Source organism: Rhodopseudomonas pseudopalustris, from assembly GCF_900110435.1.
Classification (GTDB): domain Bacteria; phylum Pseudomonadota; class Alphaproteobacteria; order Rhizobiales; family Xanthobacteraceae; genus Rhodopseudomonas; species Rhodopseudomonas pseudopalustris.
Window position 1 is genome coordinate 108265 of the sequence record NZ_FODT01000006.1, and the last position, 21113, is coordinate 129377.

19 protein-coding genes, 1 tRNA gene and 1 riboswitch are annotated in these 21113 nt (G+C 65.7%); of the genes, 9 read left to right on the forward strand and 11 right to left on the reverse strand.

What is annotated here, in order from left to right; all coding sequences use genetic code 11:
• Positions 1-25: 25 nt before the first annotated feature.
• On the forward strand, positions 26-547 hold the full coding sequence (locus tag BMY71_RS13415; protein WP_092684348.1) for a hypothetical protein: 522 nt from the start codon (positions 26-28) through the stop codon (positions 545-547).
• A gap of 399 nt (positions 548-946) precedes the next feature.
• Here BMY71_RS13415 and BMY71_RS13420 read toward each other — a convergent pair whose 3' ends face one another.
• Positions 947-1234 carry a hypothetical protein gene (locus tag BMY71_RS13420; protein ID WP_092684350.1) on the reverse strand — a complete coding sequence of 96 codons (288 nt, stop codon included), beginning with the start codon at positions 1232-1234 and terminating at the stop codon, positions 947-949.
• Between BMY71_RS13420 and BMY71_RS24415 the strand changes: the two genes are divergently transcribed.
• Positions 1233-1463: a hypothetical protein gene (locus tag BMY71_RS24415; RefSeq protein WP_139202640.1), complete on the forward strand. Its 231-nt coding sequence runs from the start codon at positions 1233-1235 to the stop codon at positions 1461-1463. The genes BMY71_RS13420 and BMY71_RS24415 overlap by 2 nt on opposite strands.
• A gap of 97 nt (positions 1464-1560) precedes the next feature.
• Here BMY71_RS24415 and BMY71_RS24915 read toward each other — a convergent pair whose 3' ends face one another.
• On the reverse strand, positions 1561-1707 hold the full coding sequence (locus tag BMY71_RS24915) for a hypothetical protein (RefSeq protein ID WP_011501334.1): 147 nt from the start codon (positions 1705-1707) through the stop codon (positions 1561-1563).
• A 587-nt stretch (positions 1708-2294) separates the two neighbouring features.
• Between BMY71_RS24915 and BMY71_RS13425 the strand changes: the two genes are divergently transcribed.
• Positions 2295-3731 carry a Fic family protein gene (locus BMY71_RS13425; RefSeq protein WP_175557671.1) on the forward strand — a complete coding sequence of 479 codons (1437 nt, stop codon included), beginning with the start codon at positions 2295-2297 and terminating at the stop codon, positions 3729-3731.
• 287 nt (positions 3732-4018) lie between these two features.
• Here the strand turns inward: BMY71_RS13425 and BMY71_RS13430 are convergent.
• Positions 4019-4092: transfer RNA gene (locus BMY71_RS13430), tRNA-Gly, on the reverse strand.
• 250 nt (positions 4093-4342) lie between these two features.
• Here BMY71_RS13430 and BMY71_RS13435 point away from each other — a divergent pair.
• The gene (locus BMY71_RS13435; RefSeq protein WP_011501332.1) at positions 4343-4930 is read left to right on the forward strand and encodes a methylated-DNA--[protein]-cysteine S-methyltransferase; all 588 of its coding nucleotides are present in this window, start codon (positions 4343-4345) and stop codon (positions 4928-4930) included.
• Here BMY71_RS13435 and BMY71_RS13440 read toward each other — a convergent pair.
• Together BMY71_RS13440 and BMY71_RS13445 are read right to left on the reverse strand one after the other, a co-directional pair.
• Positions 4916-6367, reverse strand: coding sequence for an MATE family efflux transporter (locus tag BMY71_RS13440; RefSeq protein WP_092684354.1), 1452 nt, complete (start codon positions 6365-6367; stop codon positions 4916-4918). The two genes, BMY71_RS13435 and BMY71_RS13440, sit on opposite strands and share 15 nt — an antisense overlap.
• A gap of 135 nt (positions 6368-6502) precedes the next feature.
• Positions 6503-7537: a hypothetical protein gene (locus tag BMY71_RS13445; protein ID WP_092684356.1), complete on the reverse strand. Its 1035-nt coding sequence runs from the start codon at positions 7535-7537 to the stop codon at positions 6503-6505.
• Positions 7538-7686: 149 nt separating this feature from the next.
• Between BMY71_RS13445 and BMY71_RS13450 the strand changes: the two genes are divergently transcribed.
• Together BMY71_RS13450 and BMY71_RS13455 are read left to right on the forward strand one after the other, a co-directional pair.
• Entirely contained in the window at positions 7687-9030 is a 1344-nt protein-coding gene (locus BMY71_RS13450; protein ID WP_092684358.1) for a PQQ-dependent sugar dehydrogenase, read from the forward strand.
• 265 nt (positions 9031-9295) lie between these two features.
• On the forward strand, positions 9296-11284 hold the full coding sequence (locus tag BMY71_RS13455; protein ID WP_092684360.1) for a TIGR03768 family metallophosphoesterase: 1989 nt from the start codon (positions 9296-9298) through the stop codon (positions 11282-11284).
• A 160-nt stretch (positions 11285-11444) separates the two neighbouring features.
• Here BMY71_RS13455 and BMY71_RS13460 read toward each other — a convergent pair whose 3' ends face one another.
• Positions 11445-12551: a 2'-deoxycytidine 5'-triphosphate deaminase gene (locus BMY71_RS13460; RefSeq protein ID WP_041805680.1), complete on the reverse strand. Its 1107-nt coding sequence runs from the start codon at positions 12549-12551 to the stop codon at positions 11445-11447.
• A 111-nt stretch (positions 12552-12662) separates the two neighbouring features.
• Positions 12663-12742, forward strand: a riboswitch (SAM riboswitch).
• A gap of 74 nt (positions 12743-12816) precedes the next feature.
• Between BMY71_RS13460 and BMY71_RS13465 the strand changes: the two genes are divergently transcribed.
• Positions 12817-14043 (forward strand): O-succinylhomoserine sulfhydrylase, encoded by a 1227-nt coding sequence (locus BMY71_RS13465; protein ID WP_092684362.1) that lies wholly within the window; start codon positions 12817-12819, stop codon positions 14041-14043.
• A 389-nt stretch (positions 14044-14432) separates the two neighbouring features.
• On the forward strand, positions 14433-15077 hold the full coding sequence (locus BMY71_RS13470) for a L,D-transpeptidase (RefSeq protein ID WP_041805133.1): 645 nt from the start codon (positions 14433-14435) through the stop codon (positions 15075-15077).
• Positions 15078-15093: 16 nt separating this feature from the next.
• Here BMY71_RS13470 and BMY71_RS13475 read toward each other — a convergent pair whose 3' ends face one another.
• From BMY71_RS13475 to BMY71_RS13485, 3 genes are read right to left on the reverse strand one after another with little or no spacing between them, the layout of a single operon-like run.
• Positions 15094-16005, reverse strand: a complete 912-nt coding sequence (locus BMY71_RS13475) for an SGNH/GDSL hydrolase family protein (protein WP_011501324.1) — start codon at positions 16003-16005, stop codon at positions 15094-15096.
• 35 nt (positions 16006-16040) lie between these two features.
• Positions 16041-16820 (reverse strand): SGNH/GDSL hydrolase family protein, encoded by a 780-nt coding sequence (locus BMY71_RS13480; protein ID WP_011501323.1) that lies wholly within the window; start codon positions 16818-16820, stop codon positions 16041-16043.
• Positions 16817-18085, reverse strand: coding sequence for an OpgC domain-containing protein (locus BMY71_RS13485; protein WP_041805131.1), 1269 nt, complete (start codon positions 18083-18085; stop codon positions 16817-16819). Before BMY71_RS13485 ends, BMY71_RS13480 begins: the two co-directional genes overlap by 4 nt.
• Before the next feature lie 336 nt (positions 18086-18421).
• Here BMY71_RS13485 and apaG point away from each other — a divergent pair, with 336 nt between their 5' ends.
• Positions 18422-18814 carry a Co2+/Mg2+ efflux protein ApaG gene (gene apaG / locus BMY71_RS13490; protein ID WP_041805130.1) on the forward strand — a complete coding sequence of 131 codons (393 nt, stop codon included), beginning with the start codon at positions 18422-18424 and terminating at the stop codon, positions 18812-18814.
• A gap of 140 nt (positions 18815-18954) precedes the next feature.
• On the opposite strand, the gene BMY71_RS13495 is transcribed toward apaG, so the two are convergent.
• Together BMY71_RS13495 and argF are read right to left on the reverse strand one after the other, a co-directional pair.
• Entirely contained in the window at positions 18955-19968 is a 1014-nt protein-coding gene (locus tag BMY71_RS13495) for an Hsp33 family molecular chaperone (protein WP_011501320.1), read from the reverse strand.
• Positions 19969-20186: 218 nt separating this feature from the next.
• Positions 20187-21113 carry an ornithine carbamoyltransferase gene (argF, locus tag BMY71_RS13500; RefSeq protein WP_092684364.1) on the reverse strand — a complete coding sequence of 309 codons (927 nt, stop codon included), beginning with the start codon at positions 21111-21113 and terminating at the stop codon, positions 20187-20189.

A 21113-nucleotide genomic window follows, 5' to 3' on the forward strand; every position in this document is an offset into this window, starting at 1 on the left:
CCCATTACGATCGAGGAAGGTAAGCATGACTCAAATTGTTAAAGTGTACGATGACGCGAAAAAGGCCCAGGCGGCACTTGCCGAACTCAAGGCAGCCTCGTTCGACAACGCCGAACTCGTCGCCAACGGCAAGGACGGTAATTTGGTAAGCGTCGACCCGCCTTTCGGCAAAGGCGGCCAGGCGGAAGCGATTCTCAATCGCCATGGTCCGAGCAGGTCGGTGGAGACCCGCGGGCCTTCGCTCAGCTCGTCGGGTAACCTGACCGGCGCGCCGCGGCTGACCGATTCCCGCACCACGTTTGGCGGGATCTTCCCGGAGCTGACCAGCCCGAACTTCTTCCTGTCGTCGATGTTCGGTCCGCTGCTGTCGCGTTCGCAAGCGCCGATGTCGTCACTGGCCTCGAGCCAGAAGCCCTGGTCGTCGCTCACTTCCAGCCAGAAGCCGTTCTCGCAGCTCGCGGCCAATCAGAACGGCTCGGCCAAGCTGATCAACGATCCGACGCCGTTCTCGTCGATGCTCGGCCTGCCGGTGCTGCTCCGCCGCTGAACCGGCCTGCCAGGATAGTGAACTGATCATCAGCGCCGGGCCTTGGCCCGGCGCTTTTGTTTGAGCCAACAGCGTCTTTGGCCGAGAATCCGCTTGCGCAGTGTTCCAGCTTGCGGAATCAATCGGTTCCGAGGGCTGAATATGCGAGTTATTCTTGCTAACAGACTTGATCGGGCGCGCCGGCTGCTAACAGCCGATCGACGGATTCGGTCGGCGCCTCGGTCGACCGTCTTCGCACCGAAAGGCGCCGATGCTTGAACTCAGCATCCTCGCCGTGATTGCTCTCGCCGCCGTGTACTGGACGGCGCTGTGGCTGATGGGGCGGCAGGAAGACGTGCTGTACGGCTCGTTCGTGACACCGTCGAACGTGACGACCTCAAATCAATCAGTTTCGTCAATTCAACCGTGCGCGCCGCTCCACCGGGACTTTCCGCCAGAATTGCCGCGCCGCCCGCGCGCGGCCCTTCCGGCGCCGACGACGACACAACCGGCGACGACGCCGCCGACCACAACAGCACAGGCTCCACGCCCGTCGTCGGTCGCGCCGTTGCGGCCAGCTGCGCTCACGCCCCCCGCGCCACCTGCGGCGTCGACGATCGATCTTGCTGCGATGGCGATGCAGGCGAACGCTGGAATCAGACCCCAGCCCGCCGCGGACTCACCCGCGCCGCCGAAGCCGATCGTCATGAGGGAAGCTCAGCCCGTCGCCCGAGCGGCGCAGTTCCCGGCTCCGCCCGCTGCCCCGCCGTTGATGATGGCGCAGCCCAAGCAACCGCTGGCGGTCAACCCGGCCGCTGTGCCGCGTGGCATGACCGGACCCGGCGCCCCGGCGGCGCATCAGACCCAGCGCACCGATGTGCTGGCTTCGCTGCTGGAAACCATCAAGCGCGACCTCAACGAGGCCGCCCGCAAGTAGTTCACGCCGGCATCGTCGACGCCAGATCTCACTCACGCCCGCTCAATGCCGACCAAGCTGGGTCTCACCAAGCCTGGCGAAGCCGGATGCGCAGCGATCAGACCGGATGGCTCGGCTGCTGCGGCACGCCGGCCTTGGCGTGCGGGTGCTGGCTCTCGTAGTCCCCCACGAGCACGACCCCGAACAGAATCAAAACGGTGGACAGCGCGGCGGCGGCGAGCAGCAGGATGTCAAAGCTCATCATGGTCATATCCCCCTGCATGATGATGCAGTGGCTGAAGCATCGCGCCGCGCACAGACCTCAGCGTTGACGCCGATCAACCCATGACGATTTGCCGCAAGCGACGTCCGCCCAGGAATGCGCACCCGCAGCCGGGACGATCCGATCGCGGAAGTAACAGCAGCCTGTGAAGGACAAGATCGCTCGAACGGCCCCGGAGCACGCGCGGTCGTCCCGGTGCGCGCGCAGCGCGGGCGGCAAGACCCGCAACCCACGCAGCGAAGTCGTCCAGATCTCACGGTCAGGCTGATCGTCTCGCGGCAGTGGAGCGAGCGCCGGCGCTTCCAGCAGGTGCCGGTGGGTGCTGCGGGCCGCAGCGGATGCACGCCGGAGGGTTCAAATATGGGACTTTGAACGTTTTCCCGCGAACGGCACATATTTTGAACGTTTCGCCGTGAGACTGAACGTTTTTCCGCGTCGAGGGCATTTTTGGCCGGCCGAGACCTTCCTTGAACGATTTTCCGCCCGGGCCGCCGGTTTTGAACCAGGAGTTCCACTTGCAGAACCAGAGCCTAGGCCAACTCCGCCTCCATGAGATGCTGGAGCTCGACGTGCCGAAGCCCCACGTGCGCTCGACGGCGGTCCGCGGCAATCGTCGGACCATCGAGGGACAGGACGCACTGATCGAACAGTTTCCTCCCCGGTACGTCCCGGAAGACAACGCGGTCGGACATCTCAGGTTCGCGCTACGTCACGAACCGCTGGACATGGGCGTCCTGACCGCCGCCCTCAAGGCGATGCCGAAGCAGGGCCTCGAGACCTGGATCAAGTCCGAACCGACCGGGGCCGTCTCGCGACGGGCATGGTTTCTCTATGAGACGCTGACCGGCGACACGCTCGACATCGAAGACGCCGGTGCGGTGACTTACGTCGACGCCCTGGATCCCGAACGGCACATCGTCGGGAACGGCGCGCGATCCCGCAGGCACAAGGTGACGGACAATCTCCTCGGAGTGCCCGGCTTCTTCCTCACCGTCCGGCGGACCGCGAAGATCCAGCAGCACATCGCGGAGAAGCTCGACGAAGTCGCGAAGGCGTACACGGAGAATGTGCCCGCCGAGACGCTGATGCGGGCCGTGCAGTACCTGTACACGAAGGAAACGAAATCATCCTTCGAGATCGAACACGAAAGGCCGACGCCGGAGAAGGAACGGCGCTTCATCGCCGCGCTCGAGCAGGGCGAGAAGTTCGACCCGACCGACGAGAAGGGTCTCATCGCGCTTCAGAACGAGATCGTCGACCCGAGATACGCCGCCTCGGACGTCCGCGATTTCCAGAACTTCGTGGGCGAAACTCTCGGCTCGCATCGGGAGAAGGTGCATTTCGTCTGCCCGAAACCGAAGGACGTGAAGCCTCTGATGTCGGACTGGAGGAAGATGACCGCGCGCCTCAAGCAGGACGCCGAGCCCGTCACCGCGGCGGCGCTGATCGCCTTCACGTTCGTCTTCATCCATCCGTTCGAGGACGGAAACGGCCGCATCCACCGTTTCCTGATCCATCACGTACTGTTGTCCCAGAACTACACGCCCAAAGGAATCATCTTTCCGGTCTCGGCGGCGATCCTGCGCGACATCAAGGAGTACGACACCGCTCTCGCAAGCTACTCCGATCCGCTTCTCACACACGTCAAGTACAGGATGACGCCGAATAACGAAGTCGAGGTCCTGAACGAGACAGCGCACCTCTACCGATACTTCGACGCGACCCGCTTCGTCGAATATCTCTACGACAAGCTTGCGGAGACGATCGCCATCGACCTCAAGGAGGAAGTCGAGTTCGTCGAGAAGTTCGACCGCGCCTACACCGCGGTGACGAACCAGATCGACATGCCGAACAGGCGCGCGTCGGTGTTCGTCCGCGCCTGCATGCAGAACGCCGGAAAGCTTTCGAAGAAGAAACGCGAGCAGTTTCCCGAGTTGACCGACGAGGAGATCACAATGATCGAGGAAGCCATCGCGGAAGCGCTGGCTGAACTCGACGAGTCTTAGCCCCCTCCGGAGCGGTCCCCGGTGGCGCCTTGCCTCGACATCAGCGTCATGCCTGTATCGATCCGCCGCCCGCATCCGATGGACAAATAATCGCTATGAAAGCGGCGCCACAGCGCCCCCGCCCGATCACCTATGTGGCGCGCGACGCGTTCTCGCTCGCCGACATATTCCCATTCATCACCGCGGTGTTCCTGAGCGATCGTATTGACTGGAACGCTCATCGCACCCCAGGCGCGCGTATCCGCAACGCGGATCGTGCGGGAAGTGCCTTATTGGGGGAAATCGGCTGGAGCGGGCGAAGGGAATCGAACCCTCGTATGCAGCTTGGGAAGCTGCCGTTCTACCATTGAACTACGCCCGCGGGCCGGGTCGCAACGCAGGCGACCGGTTGCCTTGGTCTAGCCGAGACCGCGCGTTCCGCCAAGAGTGTTGGTCGCCTGTCTTGGTCGGGAGCCTTGGTCGGGAGCCTTGGCCTGGGGCGCTCTGGCGCACCCGTTCGAACCAGGGCGCGGGGCCATTTGCTGCGCCGCGGAATGGAACGGGCGGGACAGCCTTAACAAAGTTTTAAGATTCCAGATGCGCGGTTCCGAAGCGTTGGTATAGTCGAACCCATGGCGGGGGCATTTTATACGATCTTCGACACGATGGCGGGCCGATGCGGCATCGTCTGGGGCCTCGACGGGATTCTCGCCGTCCAACTCGCCGAAAGCCGCGAGATCGACACCCGCCGCAGGCTTTTGCGGCAATGTCCCGACGCCCGCGAAAGCCGGCCGACGATCGGCGTCGAAGGCGCGATCGAAGGCATCGCCACAGCGCTGCGCGGCGCGCCGTGGGATTTCTCGGACGTCGTGCTCGACCTCGGCGGCATCCCGGCCTTCGACTGCCGCGTCTACGACATCGTGCGGGCGATCCCGCGCGGCGAAACCGCGACCTATGCGGAGATCGCCAAACGGGCCGGCTCGTCCGGCGCGCTGCATGCGGTCGGCCACGCGATCCGCAGCAACCCGTTCGCCATGATCGTGCCGTGCCACCGCGTGCTGCAGGTCGCCGGCGACACCACCGGCGTCTGCGCCAATGGCGGCGGCATCACCCGGCGGCGGCTGTTGTCGCTCGAAGGCGCGCTGACGACGCGCGGCCCTTCGCTGTTCGACGTGCTGCTCACCGCCGGACCGCGCCAGGCCGACTCACGACAACGATGACCGCGGATCGACCACCGGCACGACCTTGGGCTCCCAGCGCGTCAGCAGCACGCTGAGCGCCGAGGTGACGCCGAGCAGCACCATCGAGGCGGCGGCGAGCGTGAAAAAGTTTCCGGCCGTGCCGTGGTTCACCGTCAGCAGCCAGCCGCCGATGCCGATGAAGATCAGCCGCCCGGTCTGCGCCAGCACCGGGCCGAGCACCTTGGCGGCGCCCTGCGACGAGAAGTACATCGAGATCGACAGCCCGATGAAGGCGTACATCGGCGCTGCGGCCTGCAGATAGCGTTCGCTGGCGAGCCGCACGGCGGGGTCCTTGGTGAACAGATCGACCCACAGATCCGGGAAGAACGCGATCACGCAGCCGACCACGCCGACCGAGGCGAACGACACCAGCCCGGCGGTCCAGGCGATCTGCCGCGCGCGCTTCACCTGCCGGGCGCCGATCGCCATGCCGATCATCGGCACCGACGCGATGCCGATCGCGAAAGCGATCGAGGTCAGCATGAATTCGAGCCGCGCGCCGATGCCGTAGCCGGCGAGAACCTCAGTGCCGAAATGCGCCAGCATGTGGGTGAAGATGGTGATCGTCAGCACCGACTGCAGCGGCGAGAAGCAAGCCACCGCGCCGACCTTGAGAATGTCGAAGAACATCCCGCGCTGGATCCGCAGCCCCTTGAATTTCGGCGTCACCCGGGCGCGTCCGGAGAAGATGTACCAGGCCATCACCGCGGTGCCGATCGAGAACGCGATCAGCGTGCCGGCGGCGACGCCCTGCATCCCGAAGCTCGGGATCGGGCCGAGGCCGAGGCCGAGCACGCCGCCGAGCACGATCTGCAACACCGAAGCATTCAGGATCATCAGCGACGGCAGCTTCATATTGCCGGTGCCGCGCAGGATCGCCGCGAAGGTGTTCATCAGCCACGGCACCATTGCGCCGGCAAAGAAGATGTGGACGTAGCCGATCGCCTGCGCCAGCACATTGCCGCGGCCGCCGAGCAGCTCCAGCGCGCGGGCGCCGAAGATCAGCATCCCGAGCATGAAAGCGAAGCCGAAGCACAGCCCGATCAGCAGCGCGTGCATCGCCAGAGTGGCGGCGCGGTCGCTGTCGCCGGAGCCGAGCGCGCGGGCGATCGCCGAGGCGACGCCGCCGCCCATTGCGCCGCCGGACATCGTCATCGTCAGAATCACGAACGGGAACACCAGCGCCATCGCGGCCAGCGATTCGGTGCCGAGCCGGCCGATATAGGAGGTCTCGGCCACCGCCACGCAGGTGCCGGCGGTCAGCGCGACCATGTTGGGCCAGGACAGCCGCAGCAGCGTCGACAGGATGCCGTCGTCGAGCAGCGGATTCTTGGGCGGCGGCGGCGGCTCGGCTGCCGGCCGACGCCGCGGCTCGTCCTCGACGGGCGGCAGTTCGGCGACGGCAATGTCGGACATCGGTTTCCCCCTGGCCCGATCTGATTGCCGCGCCTGATCCGTTCCTATCACCGATCCGCTGCAAAGCGATGCCCGCGCAACGCATGGGTGATTGCCCGGCAGGTCAGGGCGGCGCGCCGGGCTGCAGCCGCCGTCTCAGCGCACCGACCACACCAGCGGCGGCGCGCCGGCCGCGCTCGACAGCCCGACATGGATCCGCCGGCCGCAGCCGGCGGCAAGGCCGTCGACCAGCCCTTCCAGCACCCGCAGGCAGGCCGGATGGGCATCGTCGACCCCGTCCATCAGCGTCCAGCGGCCCTGCCGGACCTCGAAGCCGTCGCCGGTGTCGCACAGCTCGGCGCTGTCGTCCTGCGCCGTGAGCAACGCCTGCAGCAACCGCGCAAAGCCGGCGACGTCCCGCCCGGTCTCGCCGAGACCCGGCGCGAGTTCGTCGTAATACTGCATCCCGATCAGCTTGCCGGTCAGGTGCAGCAGATAAGCGGCGTCGATCGGCCCGAACAATTGCACCGCGACCGGGGCGGCGGTGCGGACATATTCCATCGCGTAGTTGCGATAGGCCTTCTCCAGCCGCGGCCGCGGCCAGCTCTCGACCGGCAGCGCCGGAGCCTTGGCCGGATCGAACACCGGCGCTTCGAGATGACGCGCGAACACCAGCCGCTGATCGGGATCGAGCGGATGGTCGGCTTCGTGGTAATAGCCTTCGAGGCCGTCCTGACCGTCGACGCTCTGCTTGGTGCAGACGAAGCCGAGGCCGAGACGGCCGAGCGCCACGCCGTTATTGGCGTGCCAGCCGCGCAGCATCGCCCGCGATACCTCGCCCGGCACGCCGCAGATCGCGGTGCCGCGCCAGATCCAGCGCGGCGGCGGATAGCGAATCCAGGCCTTGCGGTCGTTCTCGTAGATGTACTCGACATGCACGCCGCCGATCCAGTTCGACAGATAGTGATATTGCGCGGCGGCGACCGCTGGCGGCAGATGGCGCAGTCCGAGCTTGTCGAGCCCTGCGACGAAGCGCTGCTGCTGCTGGCGACGGAAAACCCGGAACACGAATTCGGCGGCGTCCGCCGTGCCGCGCCGGCTCACCAGCGTCAGGATCAATCCGGTGAAGCAGGCGTGATAAAGATCGGCGACGCTGCGCCAGCGGCGCCATTGCGTTTCGCGTTCGGACATCGCGTCCCGAGCTCCCTGGCTATTGTTGTGTTTTTCGTCGCTGCGACATTACGACGGGCCGGTTCACATGAATTTCATGGCACCGTGCCGAACACAACCCCGCTTCTGTCATTGGCATCCATGGATTCCTGCAAGCGGAGACGCCCTCGATGCGCCGAACTTTCAACACCAGCCGCCTCGCCGCGTGCCTTGCCGTCGCGCTGCCGCTGGCGGCCTGCGGCGATCAGGCCAATCTGACGCAGGGCGAGGATTTCGGCGCGACTCCAAAACTCGCCGAGCCGAACAAGTCGCTGGTGCCGACGGTCAATATCGCCAAGGCGGTCGGCTTCGCGGAGGGCGAGAAGCCGACGCCCGCCGACGGCATGACGGTGACCGCCTTCGCCACCAAGCTCGATCATCCCCGCACCCTCCACGTGCTGCCGAATGGCGACGTGCTGGTGACCGAGACCAATGCGCCGGAGCAGCCCGATCAGAACAAGGGCTTCAGGCGGATCGCGACAGAATTCGTGATGGGCCGCGCCGGCGCGCGGACTCCGAGCGCCAACCGCATCACCCTGTTGCGCGACGCCGACGGCGACGGCGTGGCCGAGGTCCGCACCACGTTTCTCGAAGGCCTGAATTCGCCGTTCGGCATGGCGCTGGTCGGCAATGATTTCTACGTCGCCAACACCGACGGAATCGTGCGCTTTCCCTACACCCCCGGCGACACCCGGATCGCCGCCAGCGGCGCCAAGCTCGCCGATCTGCCGGCCGGCCCGATCAATCATCACTGGACCAAGGATCTGATCGCCAGTCCGGACGGAGCAAAGCTGTATGCGACCTCCGGCTCGAACAGCAATGTCGGCGAACACGGCATGAACAACGAGGTCAACCGCGCGGCGGTGCTCGAAATTGACCGGCAGAGCGGCGCAACGCGGCTGTTCGCCTCCGGCCTGCGCAACCCGAACGGCCCGGCATGGGAGCCGCAGACCGGCGCGCTTTGGGTCGTCGTCAACGAGCGCGACGAAATCGGCAGCGACCTCGTGCCGGACTATATGACCTCGGTGCAGGACGGCGGCTTCTACGGCTGGCCCTACAGCTATTACGGCCAGACGGTCGACGCGCGCATCAAGCCGCCGCGACCGGATCTGGTCGCGAAGGCGATCAAGCCGGACTACGCGCTCGGCAGCCACACCGCCTCGCTCGGCCTCGCCTTCAACACCGGCGATCTGTTCCCCGCCGAGATGAAAGGCGGCGCTTTCATCGGCCAGCACGGCTCCTGGAATCGAAAGCCGCATTCCGGCTATAAGGTGATCTACGTGCCGTTCGCCGGAGGCAAGCCGTCCGGCCCGCCGCGCGATATCCTCTCCGGATTCCTCAACGACAAGGGTGAGGCCCTCGGCCGCCCGGTCGGCGTCGCCCTCGACAAACGCGGCGCGCTGCTGGTCGCCGACGACGTCGGCAATTCGATCTGGCGCGTCACGCCGACAGGGCGGGAGCAGGCGGCGCGATAACGAAGGACGCGATCGACAGCCGCGCGCGCTATCGCCTTCGCGACTAACTCCCAGAAGCACCAACGACCTGATACTTGCCGATCGAAAGACCCCGACGAACGATGATCTCCTGATCGTTTGTTTTCGCAGCGCCTTAACCTGTCGCTGATACAACACCCTCTTCGAACGGCCGTTGGCATCCGTGCGATCGAACGCTGGATGGCAGGACACGACCCGGCGCCATTATCGCGCCGCGCCGCACGGCCGCGCATAGAGGCTCTGCCCCATGAATCATCGCGATCTGTCAGTTGGCCCGTCAGGCGGCGTGCTTGCAACCCGGCGCTCGTTTCTTCAATCCTCGACGGCGTTCATCGGCGCCGTGTCCCTCGGCGTGCCGTTCGGCGGGCCCGCATGGGCAAGCGAGCCGCGGCGTTACCCGATCGAGACGCCGGCGGTGACCACGAAAGAGCGGATGATCGCCTTTCCGGCGACGCGGACGCCCGGCCTGAAGAAGACGGAGCTGAACCAGGTCGCGCGCTACAAGGATCTCGGCTACGGCGAATGGTCGTTCGGTTCCGGCCTGCCGGTGGTGCAGCGGACCGACCTGATGTCCGCCGGCTATCAGAAGCCGGCGAACGCGGCCAGGACCCGGCTGCTCAAATTCTTCTCGTTCTCCGATGTCCACATCACCGACAAGGAAGCGCCGAACCAGCTGATCGCGTTCCAGCAGACCGAGCCCGCCGCCGCGAGCAACACCTCGATCTATTCGCCGGTGATGCTGTATTCGACGCAGGTGCTGGATGCGGCCGTGCAGACGGTCAACGATCTGCACCAACGCGACCCGTTCGATTTCGGCATCGCGCTGGGCGACGCCTGCAACAGCACCTCGTACAACGAGCTGCGCTGGTACATCGACGTGCTCGACGGCAAGCCGATCACGCCGAGCTCCGGCAAGCATCGCGGCAAGGACAGCATCGACTTTCAGATGCCATTCCAGGCCGCCGGCTTCGCCAAGGATCTTCCCTGGTATCAGGTTCTCGGCAACCACGATCATTTCATGATCGGATCGTTTCCGGTCGACGCCGATCCGTCGATGGGCCTGCGGCAGACCTACACCGCCGACAAGGTCTGGGCGGTCGGCGATCTGCTGAGACCGAACCTCGCCGGCTTCCCGGCGCTGTTCGACTATCGCAAGCTGAAGGCCGAGCCGGCGTTCTATCCGGGCGTCATCGATGGCGCGAGCCCTTATGGGGCGATCATTCATGCGGGCCGCGCCGACGACCCGGCGTTCAACGGCCAGCCGCCGCAGATCGACGCAGATCCCTTGCGCCGTCCTTTGCTCCGCGCCGAATGGCTCGCCGAATTCCGCGACACCACGACCAGCCCGAAGGGTCACGGCTTTGATCTGGTCGACCGCGCCAGCGCCGTCGACGGCTTTGCCTGCTACAGTTTCCTGCCGAAAGCCGACCTGCCGCTGAAGGTGATCGTGCTCGACGTCACCCAGTCCGAACAGGACGGTTCGCGCGACATTCACGGCCACGGCTTTCTCGACGCGCGGCGCTGGGAATGGCTCAAGGCCGAACTGGCACGCGGACAGGCCGACAATCAGCTGATGATCATCGCCAACCACATTCCGATCGGCGTCTCGCCGATCGGCTCCGAGATGGAATGGTGGATGGGCGACGCCAACGCGGCGCCCGGCTTCGCCAACGCCGTCGACCTCGCCGGCCTGGTGCAGACGCTGCAGGCGACGCCGAATCTGTTGATGTGGATCGCCGGACATCGCCACATGAACGTCGTCAAGGCGTTTCCCTCCGCCGATCCGAACCGGCCGGAGCAAGGGTTCTGGCAGGTCGAGACCTGTTCGCTGCGCGACTTCCCGCAGCAGTTCCGAACCTTCGAGATCACGCTCAACGCCGACTACACGGTGTCGATCGAGGCCGTGAACGTCGACGTCGCTGCTGCCGAGGGAACGCCGGCGGCGCAGTCGCGCAAATACGCCATCGCGACCCAGCAGATCATTCAGAACGACATCACCTTCAACAGCCGGAACTACGCGACGGCCGGCGGCCGCGGCACGCTGCAGGTCCCGAGCATGGACCCGACGAGGCCGCAAAGCGACGATCCCAAGGCGACCGACCCCTCGATCCAGTTCGTCGACCTGAGCACGGCCGCAAAGCCGGTCCCGTATCACGCGTCGAGCAATGTCGAGCTGCTGAAGCAGCTCAGCCCGGAAATGGTCAGCGTGCTGAAGCGGGCGGTGCCGCTGCGGTAGTAATCGCGCAGCAAAAGGTATGACGATCGGCGCGCGCCGCCTCGATCCGGAGGCGGCGGCTGGAGCAGGATGACTTATCTTCGAATCGTCATCCTGCTCCAGGTTCTAGTTTGAGCATGATCTTCTCCGAAAACCGGTGTCCACTTTTCGGGATCATGCTCTACGCCTTGAAATGCTTGCTCAGCTTCAGGCTCTGGCCCTGATAGTTCGAGCCGATGCGCTGGCCGTAGAGCGAGGCGGGGCGGGACAGCATTTTTTCGTAGATCAGGCGGCCGACGATCTGGCCGTGTTCGAGAATGAACGGCACCTCGCGCGAGCGCACTTCCAGCACCGCGCGCGAGCCGAGCCCGCCGGCGCCCTCATAGCCGAAGCCGGGATCGAAGAAGCCCGCATAGTGCACGCGGAATTCGCCGACCAGCGGGTCGAACGGCACCATCTCGGCGGCGTAGTCCGGCGGCACCTGGACGGCTTCCTTCGAGGCGAGGATGTAGAACTCGCCGGGGTCGAGGATCAGCGTGCCGTCCGGGCGCGCCGCAATCGGCTCCCAGAACTCGCCGACCGCATAGCCGCCGCGGCGGTCGACATCGACCACGCCGGTGTGACGCTTGGCGCGGTAGCCGACAAAGCCGTTCGAGTTTTCGCCCGACAGATCGACGCTGAGCGCGACGCCGCCATTGAGATCGGCGTCGTCGGCATCGACCAGCCGTTCGAGGTCGTGCAGCGCATCCAACTCGTCGGCGTCGAGCGTGGCATGGCCGGTGCGGAAGCGGACCTGCGACAGCCGCGAGCCCTCGCGCAGCAGCACCGGGAAGGTCTTCGGGCTGATCTCCGCATAAAGCGGGCCGTGATAGCCGGCGCCGATCATGTCGAAGCGGCGGGTGCCGTCGGCGATCACGCGGGTGAAGACATCAAGTCGCCCGGTCGAGCTTTTCGGATTGGCGGCGGCGACGATGCTGCGCGGCAGCGCCAGGCTTTCCAGCAGCGGCACGATGTAGACGCAGTTGGTCTCCAGCACCGCGCCGTCGGACAGATCGATCTCGTGCAGCTTCAGCTCGTCGATTCGCTCGGCGACGGTGCAGTCCGGCCCCGGCAGGAAGCTCGCGCGCACCCGGTAGGCGACCGCGCCGAGCCGCAAATCCAGGCTGGCCGGCTGGATCTGGCTTTCGACGAACGGGTATTCCGGCAGGATCAGCCCGGCCTCGGCCATCGCCGCAATCATGCGGTCGGGCAGAATTCCATCGGCATCGGGCGGCAACGCAAACGGCACGGCGGCGATCCTCACAGCGGCCGCAGGGCCGCCAGACGCGGAAAAAATACACGATTTCATCGGTTATCCGATGGCTGGCTTGACGTGAAGTGCACCGAGGATTATGAGCCGGACTTATCCCGTGGTGATTTGAGCCGGCCGGCTTGCAGCCACGTTAAACAAGTCGCTAAACAGGCCGGGGACAGTGTGATCCCGGCTCGAGGGTTGATCCCCAGGCCGGTTTTTTTGTGCCCGCACCGCCCGGTGTGGTCACGAGGGAGACCACATGTCCGAGACCAAATCGCCCGATCCGAAGCCCTCCATCGCCATCCCCGACACCGCTCACTATCGCCGCGAGACCCGCCTGGTGCATTCCGGCAGCCTGCGCTCGCAATATGGCGAGACCTCCGAGGCGCTGTTTCTGACCCAGGGCTTCGTCTACGACAGCGCCGAGCAATGCGAAGCGCGCTTCACCGGCGACGATCCCGGCTTCCAATATTCGCGCTTTTCCAACCCGACGGTGTTCAGCTTCGAGCAACGCATGGCGGAGTTCGAAGGCGCCGAGGCGGCGCGCGCCACCGCCACCGGCATGGCCGCGGTGACCGCCGCGATGCTGGCGCCGCTGCGCGCCGGCGATCACGTCGTCGCCTCCAAGGCGATGTTCGGATCATGCCGCTACGTGGTCGAGGACCTGCTGCCGCGCTACGGCATCGAATCGACGCTGGTCGACGGCCTCGATCTCGACCAATGGCAGCGCGCGGTTCGGCCGAACACCAAGACGTTCTTTCTGGAAAGCCCGACCAATCCGACGCTCGACGTGCTCGACATCGGCGCGATTGCGCAGATCGCCCATGCCGGCGGCGCGCGCCTCGTCGTCGACAACGTGTTCGCGACGCCGATCTGGCAGAGCCCGCTCGAACTCGGCGCCGACGTCGTGGTGTATTCCGCGACCAAGCACATCGACGGCCAGGGCCGCTGTCTCGGCGGCGTGGTGCTGGCGTCGCAGGCGTTCATCGAGGAGCATATCCAGATGTATCTGCGCCAGACCGGTCCGTCGCTGTCGCCGTTCAACGCCTGGGTGCTGCTGAAGGGCCTGGAGACGCTGTCGGTCCGCGTCCGGCAGCAGACCGAGACCGCGGCCGCGATCGCCGACGCGCTGGCGATTCATCCCAAGGTCGCGCGGCTGATCTATCCCGGCCGCGCCGATCATCCGCAGGCGGCGACCGTCAAGAAGCAGATGGGCGCCGGCTCGACGCTGGTGGGCTTCGAGGTCAAGGGCGGCAAGGCCGAGGCGTTCCGCTTCCTCAACGCGCTGAAGCTGGTGAAGATCAGCAACAATCTCGGCGACGCCAAGAGCCTGGTCACCCACCCGGCGACCACCACGCATCAGCGGCTGAAGCCGGAAGCCCGCGCCGAACTCGGCATCAGCGAGGGCTTCATCCGCTATTCGGCCGGGCTCGAGCACAAGGACGATCTGATCGAGGATTTGATCGCCGCGCTCGATCACGTGTGAGTTCAAGCGTCCGACGGCCGACCACGCCGCGTGGTCGGCCTGTGAAGCCGTGTAGTTCCGCTATCACGTCCGTCATGGCCGGGCTTGTTCCCGGCCATCGACGTCTTCCCCGCATCATCTGCCTGAGACGTGGATGCCCGCGACGAGCGCGGACATGACGCGTGGTGACGTCATTGCTGGATTCGCCACACGATCGGCCGGCTCGCGTCGTTGCCGGAACTTCAGCACGCGATGGAACCCGCAGGCGTCGACATGCCGCAGTTGCGAAGCGTCGCGCAGGCGCTCGGCGATGCTATCAGCATGGGGCTGCCTCGGGCCGCGCTCAGCACAGTGAGGTGGCGCAGACGCGCGGCCGTCAGAAAGCCAAGTCAGCGAACTCGATTGTTCCGATGAAATTTCCCACCCTGCTCATCCTCGCCGCCGCACTCGCGCTCGGCGGCTGTGTCACGAATTCCCAGTCGCCGCTCGGCGTCTCGCCGTCGCTGGTCAGCCCGGCGGTGGCGGCGCGCTATGCCGCGATCGACACCGAGAAGTTTCCGATCGACGGCGTCGATCCGGGCGATCTCAATCCCGCTTATGTGCGGCAGGTCGTCGACTACACGGGCAGCGAGCCGCCCGGCACCGTCGTGGTCGAACCGCGCAACCGCTTTCTCTATCTGGTGACCGAACGCGGCAAGGCGCTGCGCTACGGCGTCGGTGTCGGCAAGGCCGGGCTGGCCTTCACCGGCACGGCGGAAGTCGGGCGCAAGGCGGAATGGCCGAACTGGGCCCCGACGGCGAAGATGATCGCGCGCGAACCGGCGCGTTACGGCAAGCTGGCCGGCGGGATGTCCGGAGGTGTCGACAATCCGCTCGGACCGCGTGCGCTGTATCTCTACCGCAACGGCAAGGACACGATGTTCCGCATCCACGGTACCACCGAGCCGGGGACGATCGGCGAAGCGGTCTCGTCCGGCTGCATCAGGATGTTGAACCAGGACGTGCTCGATCTTTACGAGCGCGTGCCGACCGGCGCGCGGGTCGTGGTGAAGTGAAAGACGAGTCCCGGCCTCACATCGGCCGGTAGGCGTGGACGTCGGAGGGCACGGTGACGCCGAGCTTGATCTGGCCGACCGAGCGGATGATGTCGTCGCCGAGAAGCTGCGCGAAGCAGGCGTAGCCCCAATCGTTCATGTGCAGGCCGTCGGCGGTGACGAAAATCTCGAACGGCAGCGCCTGCTGCTCGTGCCAGTCTTTCATCACCTCGAAGCGCGGGAAGATGCCGACATGGCGCAGCTCGGCGAGCCGGCCCAGCGCCTTGATCATCTTGCCGGCACTCTCGGCGCGCTCATTGACCCGCGGCGCGTATTGTGGATCGACCAGCACGACATCGGCCTCCGCGGCCTGGATCGCGGCGATGCCTGCTTCGACCAGCCGGCCGGTGTCGGCCGGATCGAGATTGCGCAGGATGGCGTTGGTGCCGACCTGCCAGATCACCAGATCCGGCTTGGCGTCGAGCACCGTTGTCTTCAGCCGCTGCATCATCTCGGGCGCGTCCTCGCCGCCCTTGCCGCTGTTGATCACGGTGATGTCGGCAGTCGGGTAATGGCGGCGCAGCCGCTCGGCGAGACGGGTCGGATAGGTGTAGGCCGGCGACGTGCTGCCATGGCCCTGCGTCGACGACGAACCGAACGCCACGATCACCACCGGCAGGCCGTCGACCAGTTTGCGGGCGACATGGGGCAGCGAGCCCATCGACTTGCTACCGCCCCGCGGCGGCAGGCACGGCACCCTGGTCAGAACGTCGCCGGCCTGCTTGGCGGCATCCTTCATCCTGTCGATCGCCTTGCCGGCGAGGCCCTTCTGCGCCGGGTCGCGGTCGACCGGCGCCGCGTCGGCTCTGGCCGGATCCGGCGCAGCCTGGGCGGTTTGCGCGGACGCACCCGGCATTGTGCCGCCAAACAATATCGCCGCCGAAAACATCGCGGCGGCGAACCTCGCGCAACTTCGACTCCTCATTAACGCAGCGTCCTCAACTCCGATGGATTGATCTTCGTCGCATCGATCACGAAGCTCGACAGCGCGCGCGCGATGCAATTGTGCACCCGCATCGCCAGGTCGATGCCCGGCGAAGGGCTGAACAGATCGAATTCTCCAGTCTCGTTCCAATGCCGCATCAGCGCAAACCGATCGAACAGCGGCGCATCGTGCTCCTGTCCCACCACCCGCATATTATCGAGATAGGGCGCCGGATTGATCATGGTTTCGGTGCGGGGGCTGTATTGCAGATTCATCAGGATGACGTCGGCGCCGGCCTTCTTCGACGCTTCGATGCCGTCGCCGAGCGCGCTGCGGAATTCGTCGGGATCGACCGAGCGGATCGCGTCGTAAGTGCCGGTTTGCCAGATCAGCAAGGCAGGCTTGCGCTCGGCGACGAGCTGGCCGAGGCCGGGCGCGACTTCGGCGGCGGTGCGCTTCGCCCGCATCTCGACGGTGACGTTGACGGCGACGCCGGGCAGCCTTTCGCGGAGTTGCGTCTGCAACCGCGCCGGATAGGCCGTGCTCTCGGCCGAGCCGATGCTGGAGGAGCGGCTACCGATCACCAGAATATCGAGCTTGCGGTCGGTCTTCAGCGCGGTGGCGACCTTGGCCAGGGTGGCGTCGGTCGACAGCAGATAGGCCGGCGCGTCGCAATTCTGCGGCGACGTCTCGGGCGCGGCGCAAGCCGGCGTTCCAAGCGCTGCCAGCAGGGCGATGCCCAGCACAAATCCAAAGCTGGCCATCCTGCCGGCCATCATGCGTCGCCCCCCGCGAGATCGGCATCCGGGCTTGTTTTTTGACTTCCGCCCTTGGCCGCTGCGTTCTTGTACCACGAAAAAAGCCATGCTGACGCCGACATGATGATGATCCCGGTCAAGCTGACGAAGAAATGCATGACCGCTCCGCCGGCGATCTCGGCCAGCACGAAGTAGCCGGCAAATGCAAGGAAGATGCCCAGACAGAAGATTTCCAGCGAATGCTGCCCGCACAGGATCAACGGCCGCAGCCAGATCGAGTTCAGGCCGCGCCAGTCACGGTGCAGGAATCGGACGGTGATCGCCGCCAGCGCCAGGAAATGCGCGAACCGCAGCACGTCGAGATTGGGCTTGTCGATCGGATACATCCACTGTTCCAGCCATTTCGGCAGGGTATGGAACAGCTGCGGCATGTGCCAGGTCAGGGTGACGAAGAACGCCGCCAGCAGATAGGCGACCGCCACCCATAGGGTGATCGGCGACGCCAGCACCCGTGACAGGCGCTGCGCCCCACCCATCGCGCACCAGGCGCCGAACACGAACAGCAATTGCCATGCGTAAGGATTGAACGCCCAGACGCCGCTCGGATAGGCGGTCAGATGCAGGTCGAACTGCCAGGTCGCCGCATACAGGAATGTCGACAGCGCCAGAGCGACGTCGGGCGAGCGCCGCATCATCCACAGGATCGGCGGCAGGAAGAACATCAGCACGATGTAAAGCGGCAGCACGTCCATGTTGACCGGACGGAACCGCAGCAGCAGCGCCTGCACGATGGTGACGTCGGGCTGCTTGAGGAAATCCAGAATCCCCATTTCCTCGGTGTAGAGCGGGTTCTGGAAGCTGTTGGCGACGTAGGAGATTTCGGCCAGGAAGATGGTGAACAGGAAGACGTGGGCGACGTAGATCTGCCAGACCCGCTTCATGATCCGCGCCGACGCCACCACCACGCCCTGATCGCGCATCGCGCGGCCATACACGAAGGCGGCGGTGTAGCCGGAGATGAAGATGAAGATCTCGGTGGCGTCGCTGAAGCCGTAGTTGCGGATCGTCAGCCAGGTGAGAATATTGGCCGGCAGATGGTCGATGAAGATAAGCCACAGCGCCAGGCCGCGGAACAGATCGAGCCGCAATTCGCGCTTCGGCGCAGGCTTTTGCAGCGCCGGCTGCGGTGGGGGCGCCGGCGGCGGAACGGTCTCGACCTGCGGCGGGATGCTCGCGGGCGGCGCTCCGGCGATCGGTTCAGCGACGGACGAGGCTACGGGAGTCATGGGGCTCCGGGCGGGCGCAACATCGCGCCTTGGCGCTGATATATCAGCCTGCACACCGACAGGCGAAGATTTTGCAACGGGTTCAGCCGGACGGGCCTTGCAGGCGGTCGGGCCGCATTGCGGCGGCGAAGGTCGCGATCGTTGCGGCGGAATGCGACCGGCACGTTGCCGGTTCGCCCACGCCGTCGGTGCGACCCTGCGTCGCCTGCGGGACTATGCGCCAACTATGTTGAAACCACGGCTCTATATGGTCTCAGAAGCTGAAAATCGTTCCGAACGGCTGGTTTCAGATAGGATTTCTGCGATATGATTGCGATTCAAGCTGGAACAACTCTCATGTACCGCGCCGTAACTCGCCAGATCGAGGTGACTGTCGAACCGAATTACCTCCCCGAGCGCTCCTCGGCGGAAAACCGACAGTTTTTCTGGTCCTATACCGTGGTCATCACCAATTCGGGCGACGAGACCGTGCAGCTGCGCACCCGGCATTGGGTGATCACCGACGCGTCCGGCCGCACCCAGGAAGTCCGCGGTGAAGGCGTGGTCGGCGAACAGCCGGTGCTCGCGCCCGGCGAACGGTTCGAATACACCAGCGGGGTCCCGCTCCCGACCGCCTCCGGCTTCATGGCCGGCCGCTACCAGATGGAAAGCGAAAGCGGCGAAAAATTCGAAATCGACGTCCCGGCGTTCTCGCTCGACAGCCCGGAAGGGAAACGGACGTTGAATTGAGGAGCGGCGCTGAGCGCGCCGTAGGGTGGGTTCGGCGCGGAGCGCCGTAACCCACCATCTTGGCGGCGAGACGTGAATCGGTGGGTTACGCGCTTCGCGCTAACCCACCCTACGTACTCACCCATCCTACGAGACACGAACTACTCGCCCGCCTCCTCCACGCCCGCCTCTTGCGGGGTGAATTCGTAGACCGAGCTGCAGAACTCGCAGGTCACCACGACCTTGCCGTCCTTGACCATGTCGGCGCGGTCCTTGGCTTCGAAGCGGGACAACATGCCGGCCACCGCGTCGCGCGAGCACGAGCATTGCGCGCGCAACGGCAGCGACGAGAACACCCTTACGCCGCGTTCGTGAAACAGCCGATACAGCAGCCGCTCGCCGGACAGGTCCGGATCGATCAGTTCGACGTCCTCCACGGTCGCGATCAGCGACTGGCCTTCGACCCAGGCGTCGTCTTCCTGCACGGCGTGGACCGAAGCGCCCTCCGGCGCGTCACCGGGATGCAGATCGGCCTGCCGCGCGCGCTCCGGACTCTTGGGGAGAAACTGCAACAACATGCCGCCGGCGCGCCAGTGATGCCGGCCGCCCTCGCCGCTGCGCAACTCCTCGCCGACTGCGAGCCGCACCCTGGTCGGGATCTGCTCGGAGCGCAGGAAATATTCGTGCGCCGCTTCCTCGAGGCCGCCGCCCTGCAGCGCGACGAGCCCCTGATAGCGGCTCATGTCCACGCCCTGGTCGATCGTCATCGCCAGATGCCCGTTGCCGAGCAGCGCGCCGGAATCCAGCCCGGGCGTCAGCCGGCTCTCGTCGAACCGTGCATAGGCGCGCAGCCGGTCGGGCGCCTGGAAATCGACGATCAGGAACGATACCGGGCCATCGGTCTGGGTCTGCAGGATGAAGCGGCCATCGAATTTCAAAGACGAGCCGAGCAGCGTCGCCAGCACGATCGCCTCGCCGAGCAGCTTGGCGACCGGCGTCGGATAGGCGTGCTTTTCCAGCAGCTCGTCGAGCGCCGGGCCGAGCCGCGTCAGCCGGCCGCGCAGGTCGAGCGGGCCGACCTCGAACGGCAGCACCGTGTCGTCGACCGGAACCGCGGACGGCGCACGCACCGGCGGCGTATCGGATGTCTTGGGATTTTGAGATTGCGAGGTCATGGCGCTCTATCTGGGGGCGGGGCTGGCGGATCGGAAGGGCCGGGCCGCGGGGATGAATGGCAGCGATGCAGCGCGGCCTCTTCCTTCTCCCCTGCGGGAGAAGGTGGCGCGGACGCAGTCCGCGTCGGATGAGGGGTGGACGCGGGCGCTGTGCCGGCCCCTCACCCGCCTTCGCTGCGCTCAGGCACCCTCCTCCAAAAGGAGAGAGGGAAAGAGACCTACGCTACCGCGCCGAGGCACCAGGCCAGGATGCCCTTCTGCGCGTGCAGGCGGTTTTCGGCTTCGTCGAACACCACCGATTGCGGGCCGTCGATCACCTCGTCGGTGACCTCCTCGCCGCGATGCGCCGGCAGGCAGTGCATGAAGATCGCGTCCTTGTGGGCGAGCGACATCAGCTTGGAATTGACCTGATACGGCTTGAGCAGATTGTGGCGGTGCTCGCCGTCCTTGTCGCCCATCGACACCCAGGTGTCGGTGACAACGCAATCGGCGCCGCGCACCGCCTCCTCGGCGTCGTTGCCGAGCGTGACCTGTGCGCCGCTGGCCTTGATCCAGTCGCGCATCGCCTTGTTCGGCGCGAGCTGCGGCGGGGTCGCGATCTTGAGATTGAACTCGAAGCGCTGCGCCGCGTGGGCCCACGACGCCAGCACATTGTTGTCGTCGCCGGTCCAGGCCACGGTCGCGCCCTTGATCGATCCGCGATGCTCCTCGAAGGTCATGACATCGGCCATCACCTGGCAGGGATGCGACTTGCGCGTCAGGCCGTTGATCACCGGCACGGTGGCGTTGGCGGCAAGCTCGAGCAGCGAGTCGTGATTGAGGATCCGGATCATGATGATGTCGACGAACCGCGACAGCACGCGCGCGGTATCGGCGATGGTCTCGCCGCGGCCGAGCTGCATCTCGGCGCCGGTCAACATGATCGCCTCGCCGCCGAGCTGGCGCATCCCGACGTCGAACGAGACGCGGGTGCGGGTCGAGGGCTTTTCGAAGATCATCGCCAGCGTCTTGCCGGCCAGCGGCTTGTCGGGCTCGATATTGGCCTTGCGCTTCGCCTTGATCGCCACGCCGGCGGCGAGCATGTTGCGCAACTCCGAGGTCGGCAGCTCGGAAAGGTCGAGGAAGTGCCGGGGCGCGTTTTTCAT